The following is a 13,399-nucleotide window of genomic DNA, read 5'->3' on the forward strand; positions in this document are numbered from 1 at the left end:
TTGTTATAACTCTTGTCATCATCGCGGCTGTGATGGTATACGGCCTGATGATGTAAAGTAAAAAAGTGGTATGTCAGTACAGTGACATACCACTTTCTATTTTAAAGCACATAATCTATCATTCGTCGTGCTCTTTTGGAATTCGTCGCGAAATAATAGCTTCTGTCTGAAATGAATGACAACTCAGACTATTCTGTTATATATTAATAACAAGAAAAGAAGCTGTATCAGTACAGAGGAATACTAACTAACCGAATGGAGGAATGAACGATGAAAAAGAACACAGAGCAGACGAGACAAATGGTGGAAAAGGTTTGTACAGAATGTGGTAACCAATTCAAGGAAAAGCAAGAATCTGTAATGTACGAATGCGAGCGTTGCGTCGGACGACATGAACATTAATAAAGAATCCTATGCTTCTAATGGGGCATAGGATTTTTTGCGCGAAATAGCATGACTATTGCCAAATACATAGCAAATACAAAATCCCTCGCCTGTAAAAATCAGCTGAGGGATTTTGTAATATAGAAATACTCTATATTCAGCTCATGATAAAGTAGTATTCACCAATAATAGGTTGATCTCTTCGATATTAGAGTTTGATCTTATACTAACTAAGTTAAAAAACGACACCAAGTTGATCGAAGTGGAAGGCGGCGACTCGGGGAGGATCAGCTCGACAGGAGAGACAACTAAGAGAGCGAAGCGAACAGTTGGCTCACCGCGAGCCCTCCCGAACGCGTCCGCCTGGAACGTAGATCAACTTTTCTCTCCCCGTCCCCATTTACAAAACATGAAAAGTAAAATTCCTAAATCCGATTACAGAACTTTAGATGTTTAATGTTTTAGAAAAACTGAGAGTGGTATAGAATGATAAGGTGTATTTAGTCTGTTAGAGAGGAGGATGTATGTATGGCGTACATTGGTCTACTATTGATCGCAATCTCACTATTGATTGTCGCCATCTACCTTTCATTGTTACTGACGAAGTCTTCAAACTTATTGCTGACAGTCATGGGAACGGTAAAAGGGGTAGAGGCAGAGCTGGACAAAAGCATGGAGCAATTATATGGAACCTTAAATGAGACGGAACAACTGGCAACAGATGTTCAAGTGAAACTCGCTGCAACGACACCTTTATTTTCTACTATTGAAAATATCGGACGGTCAAGCCAGTACTTGAGTGAAGAAGTAAACAAACGGACAAGACAGTTTGAAGAGGACGGTTCTCTTCCGGGAACAGAAAAGTTCGTTCAAGCCATTCAATATGGAGAGTTCGGCGCTCAGGTTTATAATTCATGGCAACGCGGCAAAAGAAGTACAAAAACTACGTAAAAGGAAATGAGGGTTGAGAATGGATCTCGTTGGAATTGGCGTTATACTGATTGGTATTGCCTTCGTCATTTTAGCTATCTATTTCGCTAAAGTACTACAACAAGTTGGAAATATCCTACACGATGTCGATGAGACAGTAGGGGCACTTCCGAAACAACTTGACGGTATCTTGGATGAAACAGGAAACTTAATCAAAAACAGTAATGATTCATTAGCAGATATCAATACAAAAATTGAAAATCTCACACCATTGTTCCAAGTAATCGGGGACCTTGGCGAATCTACACATCAATTAACTTCTTCACTTGTGGACGTGTCATCATCTGTCCAACAAAAAGGAGAGCACACAGACACATCAGAGCAAAACAAAAAACTAGGCAACATCTACGGTTCAGCCATGCTAGGTTACTACATCTTCAAAAAGCGTAAACAATCCGTAAGTACAGCAAAAGACCACGCAGAGCAGAACCAACCAACAAAAAGACTACCAGCGCCAGACTCTATCTAAGCGCTGGCAAAGACTGAAGACCAAACCTACCCAGGCTTGATCTTCAGTCTTTTTTTGCTTCTAACCTAGTGAGTGGGGAGTAGAAACGTCATTGAACTCACTACGGCGCTAGCAGATAGCTTCCGTGAAAAGCCAAGGACAGGTAAGGGCGCCTGTCCCTGTCTCTTCACTACGCCTACTGCTTGGGAGGCGCCTTCGTTTGGTTTAGGTAGGACAGATAGTGTTTCGCTTTAGAATAGAATCAGATTGAAAGTGGGAAATTGACTAATGTTTTATCTTTTATTATTTCTCCACGTTTGCTTCTTTATCCCAACCCACAAAAAAAAGAGCCATTCACAAAGTCTCTGTAAGACTCTCTGAACAGCTCTTCCACTTATGGTCGCATCTTCTTAAGCTCTTTGCGCTGCTGCATCAAATAAAACGCCAGCGTCGCCACACCATACAACCCTTTATACTCTTTCTCTCGGACAAACTCACCCGCATGGCCTACACGATCTTTAAAACGAATCGTCGTATCCAGTGCAGCCGTCGTTACCTCACGTGAAGCCTCACCGACATCTCCAACAATCTGGAAAACAGGAGTGACTTCATAAATCTGCTTGTTTACATTACTGATCGTATCATTTGTCGTATGAAGGATCTGCTGTGTCTGACCCGTAACTTCCGCTACCGTTGACGGCAGGGTATCGGTCGTCTTCTTGACACTCTCCAACACCTCGGTCAACTTCCCGAGCGGTTTGATCAACACGATTGCGACAATTAGTAGCGCGATGCCAATTAGCAGTACGCCTATTCCTAGTACCCAATCCATCAAGTTCACCTCTCTCCGTTATTCTGCTTCATCTTGTAATACATTTTGGACGCTACTTCAGACAATGCAGTCGTCTGCTCCATCAACTTGGCATACTTGCCTGGAGGCGCTGATACTTGATCCGCCATTTTAGCGATAGAGTTCTGCACGTACTCGGTGGATTCACGAAGTTCTTTCGCTGAAGCCGCCAATCCGTCAACCGATTGCAGTTTTGCATTCGCATCTTCTGCAATTTGGTTCGTCTGCGTCATGAGCTGATCGGCTTTATCCGTAATCCCGCCCACTTTCAGTTCTACACGTTTCATCGTTTCTTTTACATCTGTCATTGCTTCTTTGACCGCTTTGGCTGTTTTGATAATAGCAATTGCGATAACTACTAAAGCCGCAACGGCGACTATGGCACTAATATACAAGAGCACCTTCAATCTAGTCACCTCCACATAATAAGTGCGTTTCTAACCTTGAACGTCTTACTTACGTTTAAACGGGTAAACGTTCTATATCCTTGTCATTCCACAAATGAAAGTAATCTAAACACTGGCATGCTAATTAACTAGAAATATTCTACTTTTACATCGTCTATGTGAGTAAAGTACCTCAAATATGATATAATTTTTCAATCAGACGTAGAAGGAGTGAAAAAAATGCCTTGTAAAGGTTGCATTGTCCGTGATATTGATTATGAAGTATCATTTGAAAAATGTCAGCAACCCGCACTGATCGTTTCAATAGAAGAGCATTTGAAACGAGCTCACATGCTGGTGCGCCAGGAAGACCAAACATTTCATGTAAAAGAACAAGGGATAAAAGAATTATACGACTTTTGCGTCGATCATGCAGTAGAAATGGATTCTATTCAGTTTCGTCTGGACCAAACCGACTGGCGACCGTTCACGGAAGTCATGCAAGTCGTCGAAATGCAGTGGATTGACCAAGTGATTAAAGATGAACAACTAACGAGCCACTATCAGCCTATTGTTACACCGGACCTTGAGATTTATGCTTATGAATTACTCGCACGTTTCTACCATAAAGACGGTAGAGTGATCTATCCAAATGAAATCTTCACCGCAGCAAAAGAACGCGGTAGGTTATATGCTCTCGACAGAGTCTGTCGTCTGACGGCCGTTCGGTATGCAAAGCGTATTACGCAAAAAGCATTCATTAATTTCATTCCAACGTCTATATATTCACCTGAGTTTTGCTTGCGATCTACTATTAAATTAGCGAATGATTTGGAGATTGACCCATACCGTTTGATTTTTGAAGTAGTGGAGTCAGAAAAAGTAGAAGACATGGACCATTTAAAAACCATTTTGGAGTACTATCATTCAAGAGGATTCGAGTATGCGCTTGACGATGTAGGGGAAGGCTATAACACGGTTGAAGTATTGTCTTTTCTTCGTCCGAACTATATGAAGCTTGATATTAAGTATGTGCAAGGTGTCGCTACTGATCCTGCTAAGCAAGTTATAGCAGCGAAGTTTCTTGAAAAAGCGCTAGCGGTAGATGCGATTCCACTAGCGGAAGGGATAGAAGAAGTAGAAGATTTTGAGTGGTTGAAAGCGAAAGGATACCAATTATTTCAAGGTTATTTATTTGGTAAACCTTCAGCAGTTCCACTAGCTGAAATCTTGATATGAAGCATACGTGTGGACGGAGTTAATTAGTTTACATTGAATTTAGTTTAATGTTAAAATAAAATTAATAAGGAGATGATACATATGAAATTAGACAAAAAAGTGGCAATCATCACAGGCGGAGCAGGAGGCATCGGATTAGGAATCGCTACGGCATTCGTAAAAGAAGGAGCGACTGTTGCGATCGTTGACTTGAACAAAGAAGCAGGCGAAGCGGCGATTGAAAAATTGCAGAAAATCTCTCCGCAATCGATTTTTCTTCAAGCGGACTTAACTGCACGAGAAGAATTACCTTCCATTGTTGAGCAAGTTGTAACGAAACTCGGTAAATTGGATGTTTTAGTTAACAACGCTCATGCTTCACGTATGAAATCTATTGAAGAGATGACACAAGAAGACATAGACCTGTCGTTCAATACAGGATTTTATCCGACGCTCTACTTGATGCAAGCGGCTCTTCCGCACTTGAAAGAGTCAAAAGGATCCGTTATTAACTTCTCATCCGGTGCAGGATTAAACGGTGATGTGAACCAAGGTTCATACGCTGCGGCGAAAGAAGCTATCCGCGGGATCACAAGAGTGGCGGCGAATGAATGGGGAGAATACGGTATCACGTGTAACCTTATTTCACCAATTGCTAAAACACCAGGCATTGAGCATTGGGGTAAAGAAAATCCCGAAGCTTATCAAGCGATTCTTGCGAAAAATCCACTTGGACGCCTTGGTGATCCAGAGAAAGACATCGGTCGCACCGCAGTATTCCTAGCGAGCGAAGACGCTTCTTACATCACCGGTCAAACGATGATGGTCGACGGCGGATCTATCAAATTACGTTAATACATTATTCAAAGCTGTCCTGATTTTATGGGGCAGCTTTTTTGTATGGAAGAATGAGCGAGTTCGCAACAGCCTTTACCAGTTATCTAGCTATACCCTTGCCAAAACAAAAAAGCTGCTCCGTAGTGGAACAGCTCCCCTCAAACAAACGTGTTATTTAACTTAGTGTAAATTTGGATTAAACTATTTCGTTCAGCTTCCGATAAGTGACTAAAGAACTCCGAACGCACTTGCATTCCACATCTCTGTGCTTCACCTAAAATTTCTAGGCCCATGGGAGTTATTTTCCAATACTTTGTTCTGCGGTCTTTTTCATCATTCCGCAACGTAATAAACTCGCTTTTAATGAGCTTTGACGACAAATGCGTCAATGAAGCGGGTGTAAAGCCTAGTGTCTCAGCCAAGTCAGAAGGACGTTGCTCACCTTTGTTATGTAACTCTAGCAACACAAGGATATGGGAGATGCCTAGGGACAGCTTAGATTCTTGCTGGAAACGGATCAGCATTTTATTCGTCACTTGATCCATTAAATGTACCAAATTAAAAATTGTTTGTTTTTCATTCAAAAAGAACGCCTCCCTTTCCTTCAAGAAACTTTATGTTTATATACTATTCATCATACAATATTATATACGAAATGAAACAGTTGTGACACGATAATAATACCTACGTCTTGCTTATTATTTTATATTTAAAGAGTTTTTCATTTTCTTCTTTTTAATTGTAGATTGATAGCGTATGATAAAGACAACGAATGAACTAGATGAACTAAATAGGAAGGTGGGCATAAGGTTTGATGAAAGTTAAAGATTCGTTAACATTTCAGCTAGGTACGATTATAGCTGGAATCTTGGTGGTGATGTTAGCCATTACATCACTAGCTACATATAAGACTGCTTATGACAAATTATATGACGCTGCAGGAATTGAAGCATATGGATGTGCCAATATTACTACTGGATTGATTCGACCGGGTGATATGGACAAGGCATTAGCTGGTGAGGCAGATACACAAGATGAGATTGGTAAGACGTTGAACTGGACAACTGAACACAAGAATATATTTGAAACACAATATATTGTGGATTTGGACGGAAAACTCATTGCGCTTGACGATAATTTGAGGGCGAAAGGGTTTAAACCGGGAGATCAGTTCCATTTGGACAAAGAAGCGATTGATGAGTTACTTGAACACCAACATCCAACCTACTCTCAACCTTACGAGTATGGCGACATGAAGCGACTTTCAGGTTATGCGCCTATTCATAAGGATCAGGATACTAGTAAAGAAATCATCGCAGTAAGTGTCATTGATTTTGATGCCAACATTGTCAAACAACGTACATGGGATGTCGTACGCGATGGGATTTTGCTTAGTATCATTCCGATGTTGCTGGCTTCAGTCGGAACAGGCTTCCTGATTCGTCGGAAAACGAAGCCGATTACGAGTTTAATTGAGCAAGCGAAGAAAATTGCGGACGGCGACTTGGCGGTTCAACCGACAGAAGTGAAATCACAAGACGAAGTGGGCGACTTGGCTCGTACACTGAATCGGATGACGGTGAACTTACAAGATATGATTGCGACGATGAATACGACTTCGCAGCATTTATCTGAAAACGCGGGAGAAACTTCTGCATCACTTTCTGAAATGCGTGAAGCGATTACGATGGTTGCGAATAATATTGAAGAAGTTGTCACAGCGGTTACAGATAGCACGTCGTCTGCGGAGCACGCAACGGGTATTCTGACGGGATTAGCAAGTGGTTTGGACAACACGAAGCAAAGTGCCGATTCCATGCTAAATAATTCCAATGAAACGATGAAGATTGCACTAGAAGGCGCGAAACGTGCGGAAGAAATTCGTGACGATATGGAATTAATTAGAAATGGTTCACAAGAAGTAGGAGACACCATCCAAAACTTGGTTGAGTCTACGACGAAGATTCAAAACATCACGGGCTCCATCGCGGGAATCGCAGCTCAAACGAATTTACTCGCATTGAACGCATCCATTGAAGCGGCTCGTGCAGGTGAACACGGTAAAGGCTTTGCGGTAGTTGCGGAAGAAGTACGAAACCTTGCTGAGCAATCCAATCAAGAAGTACTCGAAGTAGAGAAGCTGGTGAAAGATATTTCGGATCGCATCCAGCAAGTCATTACTTCCACATCAGAAAATACGAAACACATCACGAAAGGTACAGAAACGGTGAAGCTAACGTCTGAGTCTTTGAGTAATATTTCCGTAGCAGTTGGAGAAACTGTCAAAGAAATTAAAAACATCTCGAACTTGATGACGTCAGAAGCTTCGAAATCAACAGAAGCTGTTCAGTTGATCGAGCACTTGACACACTCTGTACAAAATATAGAAGATATGACGAATAATATTGCAGCAGCTGCCGAGCAAACGACAGCAAGCATCGAAGAAATCTCAGAACGTTCCATGCAGACCAATCAAATGGCGCAGGAACTTGAAGTGTTTGTCGGTTCATTCAAATTACCTAAATAAACACTCGACCATCGCTTTTCAGGCGATGGTCTTTTTTACTATTGATTTTCGAATGTACGTTCTGTATACTGCGAACATACATACGCTTAAGAAATGGGGAATACGTGATGGAAAGGAATCGAGATAGAGGGAAATTGAAGTGGACCTCGCTAATGCTGCCTGAACACCTCGAGAGACTGCGTGATTGGCAGCAGGAAGACCACTATATAGAACGACCCGAGTTGACTGACTGGGAGCTACAAACGATGCAGGAGACGCTTGAAGTTGCTTGGCGCAGACGTTGTGAGACATGGATCAAAACGTGGCATGATGGGGAAGTCCGCTTTCATCAAGGGGTGATTGAAGCGCTCGATTTGCAGACGATGACAATTGTACTGCGCGACCCGTTCGGAACAGAAAGAATTCATGTGGCGGATGTGATGGATGTTCGGTTATCAAGAGAAGCTGACGGATTGTAGACAAAAATAAAAGCCGTCTGCGAAGGCAGACAGCTCAGTCTCTGAAAAATGCTTTTTCTACGTTGTACTTGGCTTGCTGTGTGTTGATTACGTACGTTTCGTAGATTTCGCGTTCCATTGGATCATCGATGATAACAGCGGAAATTTTCGCTACTTCTTCACGGTGATTACGCAATGGAGACACTTGGTCTTCAAAATGCTTTTTCAGACGTGGACGTAATTTTCGTGCTTTTCCTACGAATAACAACTCGTCGCTTTGGTTGAAGAACAACAAAAGGCCGCCTTTATCCCGTGGAATATCATGAAAATCGATGAAACCATAGATTGGCTTGATCGGTGTTTCATCCGGTCCCATTTCTTGTTTTCTGCGAACGATCGTTACGTCCGGTTTAGGTAATGTAATATTGATCATTTTACTTCACATCCTCATATCAGTCAGTGTTTATCCTATCATATGACAGAAAAAAAAGCGAGAAACTTTCCATCCAACCCTTGCATATAGTAGACAAATGTCTGGGGAAGGATGAAACGATGAAAAATCCTGCTGTTATAGAAACGTATCATCTATCGAATACGAGACCAAAAGTGGATGTGTATTATCCTGTCATCACGAAACTAGATGATCCAAAAGTCCAGAAGAAGCTAAATGACGTACTCTTCAAGGAAATGAATAAATTACTTGTGGAAAATAATTATTATGAATCAAGTCTTGTGGAATTGGTGGCAAATTACGAAGTCAAAAATAACCAACGTGATATTTTAAGTATCAACTTAATCGTCTACTCATTCACAGGCGGAGCGCATGGTATGACATACGTTAAATCGCTGACGCTCGATACGAAGACGGGAAGGCAATACAATTTGCAAGATTTATTTAAGCCGGGCAGTCCATATGTCCAGAAAATCTCGGAATATATTAGACGTCATATTCAGCAATGGAAAACGCCCGTCTTAGAACCATTCACTAAAATACGTCCTGATCAGGATTTCTATATAGGTGATACTAGTTTGGTTGTTTATTTCCAATTGTACGAAATTTCTCCTTACGTGGCAGGTTTCCCTTATTTCCCGATACCGTTACTCGATTTACAAGAAATCATCAAACCGAATAGTCCCGCAGATCGCATGTTACCATTTATCGGATTTTGAAAATAAACTGAATAAACTATTGTATGGGCTTACATGACGAAATAGTGTTATAATTTCAATATACTAAATATACAATTGAGGTGGAAACTATGCTAAGAGATTTCTTTATCGGTTTATCTGAAAATCAACTATTAAATCAAGCTGCCCAAACATACGGCTTCCAATTAGGAGCCCAACAAGTGGTGGCAGGAACCAACATCGAAGAAATGATCAAAAGTGTCAAAGAGCTCAATCAAGCAGGTATTTCATGCACGATCGACAATCTGGGTGAATTTGTGTTCGAAAAAAGCGAGGCCATCGAAGCGAAAGAACAAATCTTAGCCGTAGTGGACGCAATCCAAGAACATCAAGTGGATGCGCACATCTCACTCAAACCATCACAGCTTGGCCTCGATATTGACTATGACTTTTGTAAACAACAAATCGAAGAAATCGTTGAACGTGCAAGCCAAAACGAGATCTTCGTTAATTTCGACATGGAAAATTACGACCGGCTAGACCCGACGTTTAAGCTACTCGATGAATTGAAGGTGGCGGGCTATAAAAATATCGGTACGGTCATTCAAGCGTATTTCCACAATGCGATGGACAATACGAAAAGATACGAGGATACACGTCTTCGTTTAGTGAAAGGCGCGTATAAAGAGTCGCCTGACGTCGCGTATATGGATAAAGTAGATATTGATGAAAATTATATAAAGATTATTGAAGAACATTTATTGCATGGAACGTTCACGTCGATTGCGACACATGACCACAATATCATCAATCATGTGAAGCGATTTGTGAAAGAGCATGATATTTCCCGTAATCAGTTCGAGTTCCAGATGTTATACGGTTTCCGCAACGAGTTGCAGTTGCAACTGGCGAAAGAGGGCTATAACTTCTGTACATACGTACCATTTGGCGAGGACTGGTACGGGTACTTCATGCGAAGATTAGCGGAGCGTCCGCAGAATATGAATTTGATTGTCAAGCAAGTGTTTAATAAGAAAACGAATACGGCGATTGGTTTAGTCGCGGGGGCGTTTGTGCTTGGGCGTTTGAGCAAGCGTGGGAGTGGCGAGAAGAAAGATGGCGGCTGGATTAAATATCGGTGATTGGATTTAGGACAAAGTGAGTGGAGACGAGAAGGCTGCGCCTTGCATTTCGATCAACTAGGGTTCATCTTTGAATATGGAATCGTGGATAATGGATTAGGGCGGGTGCGTGTTTGCGTCCGTGTCCGCTCATAGATTTGCGCCAGTGCTCATAGAATGGGATTGACCGCTCTATCGCACGTGATATTCGCTCTATCCGAGTCCGCGAGTGCTCATAGGTTCAGTGCAAGTGATCATAGACGATCCACGACCGCTCATAGAACACCGCTTTTTTAGGATCTTGGACTAAATGAGTCGGGAAACCACACTTAGTTAGTCAATAACTTCAAATAAATCCGGATATACAGACTACGTAAACTTTCTATATTATTATCAAAAAACACTGTTCTTTCCCGCAGTGTTTTTTTGCACTTGCTTTACATAAAACATGGAAAATAGTAGTGTTATAGATAATTAAAGAAATCTTCACTCTTTACCACACAAAAGGCAGGAGGAGAGTTGATGAAAAAACTTTTGGTAATGGCTCTTTGTGCACTAGTGCTCGTAGGATGTAACACGAACCGGACGTTGTCTTATGAAGAAGTAGCGATAAAGGACTTGAGTAAGAGCGATCAGGAATTCTACGAACAAGCACAAGTTGATAATGGTGTGTATTTATTTTTCAACACGTCGGAAGATAAATTGATCATTTATTTTAACGCTTCTCATGAAAATCAAGAAGATTATGCCGCAGAATTTGCAAACTTTGACGTAGAAGGCGACGGAGATACATTGCGTATACTGTATGATAAAGATCAAGACAAAGGTCAATCAAAAACGTTTCAAGAACAGACACTCTATGAAATTCAGTTAGACAAAGAGTATGAGACGATTGAGCTATTTGAGAATGGAGACATTGCAGCGTTCACTTCTGTATTTTCATGAGAACACTAGAATGATTTGAAATGAGGGTAACTATGAACATTATCGAAGCAAAATTATCTGACGCGCCAATTATCCGTGACGTGATGATTCGCGCCTTCTTGATATACGAACATGCTGAACCGCCAACGAGTGCGCTGAAAGAAACGGTAGAGAGTATTACAGCTGCATTGAAAGATGGGGAACAGGCGGTTATCGGTTATATAGAAGAAGAACCCGTTGCGATGGTTCGTTTTCGATTGGAAGACGACAGCCTCTACTTTTCTAGATTTTCTGTCGTGCCAGAAAGACAAGGTCAAGGCATCGCGAAAGAAATACTCCGCTTTTTAGAGGATTATGCGACGCAACAAGGGAAAAGAGTAGTAGCATGCAAAGTGCGAGCAGATGTGCAGAAAAATATCTCGCTCTATCAATCGATCGGCTATCATGTGTGTGAAGAATCCGTATTACATAGAACGGATGGTACGTCAATTGCTGTAGTTTCTATGGAGAAATCACTCTCCTGAGCAAGGTCTTGCAAGTGAAGGAACCAAGTGATGTATTGCAATCTGAGGCTGGTATCTAATCTGTTTACAAAAAAGAAGCGGTCAACATAAGTCATGAAAGGAGGAAGTACATATGCACAACAATATGTTTTTATCGTTTATATCTATTTTCAGCCTATTGATCTACATTATCCCAATCGTATTCCTGATTTTTAGTGTATGGTTTGCGTTGAAACTTCTTAAATTACAAGAACGGAAAAATGAAATCCTGCAATCGATTGCAGACAAATTAAATAAGTAGATGAACAATTTTTCAACTGAAGGAGAAACGTTTTGATAAAAAATATAACCGCACTTATAAGCGCAGTGGTGCTGCTTGCCATCTGTATGTTTTTATTTTTCCCCTACCCGAATAACCCGCTCATAGGGGCGACCATTACCTTTATGTCGTTTCCTATTCAAAACGAAGATGGTTTCGTGTGGAAAGGGATAGTGGCTACTACTATATTCTTGATCGCGATGGCATTACTGATTTATGGGTTGAAGAAATTTTATGTAGTGGCGGCTGTACTAGTGTTGTTTTTGTACGCACTGCTTCCAGGCTATCTCGTGACGGCATATCAGGAAACGATCGCGAGTGGAATTGGCGCGATTTCGTACGACCAGAACGGTGAATGTACATTTGATACAGTAGAAGATAATGTACGGATGAAGGGGGAGTGTGAGCTGACATTGAAAAACCACAGCAGCAAACCCGCAACATTCGAACTGGAGTTTATGGACACAGGATTTGGCTCAGAAGAATCGAAAATGGAGTCACTGATGAATATAGCAGGGCCTTACACGATGACAGTGGAAGGTAATCGCACAGAATTCATTGAGCTCAATGAAATTCTCGATATCTCGGATGTGAGTAATCATATCTATAGTGGATCGTCATCAGACGTGCATTTCAAGCTTATCGAGAAAAACAAAGAACGTATTTTTTAATTAGTAGATTCTAAGATGAAATAATAATTGAATATAACCCGTAGTAGGGTATTCAATAAAATAGATAAGGAGAGGATCTTATGCTTCGGAAACTATTTTATATTACATTTTTGGCAGTTATACTGGCTGGTTGTCAGACCGCAGATAAGAACAGTACATCGAACACGCCACAAGAGGCACTCGAACAGCTTCATACAGATGAAGGTTATGCGGAAGTTGTGAAAATATACCGCACGTTGGAAGTCGATAATAATAAAGTAATCAGTGTCTATAAAGGGACATTAGATGACACAGAAGAAATATTTATCGCAAAGTTGAACAGAGAGAAAGATGATACGTGGACAGTAACGGATGCGATTGGAATCGGCATGCCTTCTGAGGAAAATCTAGGGGAGAGTACTAAAACATCTTCGTTTGAAGCAGGCTTCACAAAGAAAAATAATGCACCGAGCCCTAATACTAAATTGGTTCAGACGGATGACAAAAAGTATAGAGTCTGGGTGAAAGTAATCGAGTAAAACGGAGGCTGGGACAAAACCCTCCTTGAAATCGAAAAAGAACGGACCCATTGAAGTTTATGGGGTCCGTTCTTTTTTATATAGGATTTTTTAATTTTAGGAAGAAAAAAAGGATACCTTCTGATAAAATTTAGTCAC

18 protein-coding genes are annotated in these 13,399 nt (G+C 41.2%); 14 read left to right on the top strand and 4 right to left on the bottom strand.

Features of this window, described 5'->3' with window-relative positions:
* Positions 1-270 precede the first annotated feature (270 nt).
* The 3 genes from yhfH to CSV76_RS13465 all read left to right on the top strand — a co-directional run bounded on the left by yhfH (position 271) and on the right by CSV76_RS13465 (position 1,843).
* Positions 271-402 (top strand): protein YhfH, encoded by a 132-nt coding sequence (gene yhfH, locus CSV76_RS13455; RefSeq protein ID WP_085426359.1) that lies wholly within the window; start codon positions 271-273, stop codon positions 400-402.
* A gap of 510 nt (positions 403-912) precedes the next feature.
* The gene (locus CSV76_RS13460) at positions 913-1,335 is read left to right on the top strand and encodes a DUF948 domain-containing protein (RefSeq protein WP_085426358.1); all 423 of its coding nucleotides are present in this window, start codon (positions 913-915) and stop codon (positions 1,333-1,335) included.
* A 19-nt stretch (positions 1,336-1,354) separates the two neighbouring features.
* Positions 1,355-1,843 carry a DUF948 domain-containing protein gene (locus CSV76_RS13465; protein WP_232319572.1) on the top strand — a complete coding sequence of 163 codons (489 nt, stop codon included), beginning with the start codon at positions 1,355-1,357 and terminating at the stop codon, positions 1,841-1,843.
* Positions 1,844-2,216: 373 nt separating this feature from the next.
* Here the strand turns inward: CSV76_RS13465 and CSV76_RS13470 are convergent, their stop codons facing one another.
* A complete protein-coding gene (locus tag CSV76_RS13470; RefSeq protein WP_085426356.1) occupies positions 2,217-2,654 on the bottom strand; it encodes a DUF948 domain-containing protein in 438 nt (145 codons plus the stop codon).
* Positions 2,655-2,659: 5 nt separating this feature from the next.
* Positions 2,660-3,073 carry a DUF948 domain-containing protein gene (locus tag CSV76_RS13475; RefSeq protein WP_233204490.1) on the bottom strand — a complete coding sequence of 138 codons (414 nt, stop codon included), beginning with the start codon at positions 3,071-3,073 and terminating at the stop codon, positions 2,660-2,662.
* Between the two features lie 225 nt (positions 3,074-3,298).
* On the opposite strand from CSV76_RS13475, the gene CSV76_RS13480 reads away from it, so the two are divergent.
* Together CSV76_RS13480 and CSV76_RS13485 are read left to right on the top strand one after the other, a co-directional pair.
* Positions 3,299-4,297 carry an EAL domain-containing protein gene (locus tag CSV76_RS13480; protein ID WP_099625908.1) on the top strand — a complete coding sequence of 333 codons (999 nt, stop codon included), beginning with the start codon at positions 3,299-3,301 and terminating at the stop codon, positions 4,295-4,297.
* Between the two features lie 81 nt (positions 4,298-4,378).
* Positions 4,379-5,131: an SDR family NAD(P)-dependent oxidoreductase gene (locus CSV76_RS13485; RefSeq protein ID WP_085426353.1), complete on the top strand. Its 753-nt coding sequence runs from the start codon at positions 4,379-4,381 to the stop codon at positions 5,129-5,131.
* Between the two features lie 140 nt (positions 5,132-5,271).
* Here the strand turns inward: CSV76_RS13485 and CSV76_RS13490 are convergent, their stop codons facing one another.
* Positions 5,272-5,697 (bottom strand): MarR family winged helix-turn-helix transcriptional regulator, encoded by a 426-nt coding sequence (locus tag CSV76_RS13490; RefSeq protein WP_232319571.1) that lies wholly within the window; start codon positions 5,695-5,697, stop codon positions 5,272-5,274.
* A gap of 230 nt (positions 5,698-5,927) precedes the next feature.
* Between CSV76_RS13490 and CSV76_RS13495 the strand changes: the two genes are divergently transcribed.
* Complete coding sequence (locus tag CSV76_RS13495; RefSeq protein ID WP_085428955.1) at positions 5,928-7,640, top strand: methyl-accepting chemotaxis protein; 1,713 nt, start codon at positions 5,928-5,930, stop codon at positions 7,638-7,640.
* A 152-nt stretch (positions 7,641-7,792) separates the two neighbouring features.
* A complete protein-coding gene (locus CSV76_RS13500; protein ID WP_158232811.1) occupies positions 7,793-8,098 on the top strand; it encodes a YolD-like family protein in 306 nt (101 codons plus the stop codon).
* A 34-nt stretch (positions 8,099-8,132) separates the two neighbouring features.
* On the opposite strand, the gene CSV76_RS13505 is transcribed toward CSV76_RS13500, so the two are convergent.
* Positions 8,133-8,510 carry a nucleotide excision repair endonuclease gene (locus CSV76_RS13505; protein WP_085426351.1) on the bottom strand — a complete coding sequence of 126 codons (378 nt, stop codon included), beginning with the start codon at positions 8,508-8,510 and terminating at the stop codon, positions 8,133-8,135.
* 119 nt (positions 8,511-8,629) lie between these two features.
* Between CSV76_RS13505 and CSV76_RS13510 the strand changes: the two genes are divergently transcribed.
* The 7 genes from CSV76_RS13510 to CSV76_RS13535 all read left to right on the top strand — a co-directional run bounded on the left by CSV76_RS13510 (position 8,630) and on the right by CSV76_RS13535 (position 13,261).
* A complete protein-coding gene (locus tag CSV76_RS13510) occupies positions 8,630-9,247 on the top strand; it encodes a DUF3298 and DUF4163 domain-containing protein (RefSeq protein WP_099625910.1) in 618 nt (205 codons plus the stop codon).
* An 89-nt stretch (positions 9,248-9,336) separates the two neighbouring features.
* The gene (locus CSV76_RS13515; protein ID WP_099625911.1) at positions 9,337-10,347 is read left to right on the top strand and encodes a proline dehydrogenase family protein; all 1,011 of its coding nucleotides are present in this window, start codon (positions 9,337-9,339) and stop codon (positions 10,345-10,347) included.
* Between the two features lie 501 nt (positions 10,348-10,848).
* The gene (locus CSV76_RS13520; protein WP_099625912.1) at positions 10,849-11,271 is read left to right on the top strand and encodes a hypothetical protein; all 423 of its coding nucleotides are present in this window, start codon (positions 10,849-10,851) and stop codon (positions 11,269-11,271) included.
* Between the two features lie 32 nt (positions 11,272-11,303).
* On the top strand, positions 11,304-11,774 hold the full coding sequence (locus CSV76_RS13525) for a GNAT family N-acetyltransferase (protein WP_099625913.1): 471 nt from the start codon (positions 11,304-11,306) through the stop codon (positions 11,772-11,774).
* Positions 11,775-11,886: 112 nt separating this feature from the next.
* Positions 11,887-12,054 (top strand): hypothetical protein, encoded by a 168-nt coding sequence (locus CSV76_RS17570; protein ID WP_198166205.1) that lies wholly within the window; start codon positions 11,887-11,889, stop codon positions 12,052-12,054.
* Between the two features lie 32 nt (positions 12,055-12,086).
* On the top strand, positions 12,087-12,743 hold the full coding sequence (locus CSV76_RS13530; RefSeq protein ID WP_143560369.1) for a hypothetical protein: 657 nt from the start codon (positions 12,087-12,089) through the stop codon (positions 12,741-12,743).
* An 80-nt stretch (positions 12,744-12,823) separates the two neighbouring features.
* Positions 12,824-13,261 carry a hypothetical protein gene (locus tag CSV76_RS13535; RefSeq protein WP_099625914.1) on the top strand — a complete coding sequence of 146 codons (438 nt, stop codon included), beginning with the start codon at positions 12,824-12,826 and terminating at the stop codon, positions 13,259-13,261.
* The last annotated feature ends 138 nt before the right edge of the window (positions 13,262-13,399 follow it).

The sequence above is a fragment of the Sporosarcina sp. P17b genome (assembly GCF_002743115.1).
Taxonomy (GTDB): domain Bacteria; phylum Bacillota; class Bacilli; order Bacillales_A; family Planococcaceae; genus Sporosarcina; species Sporosarcina ureae_C.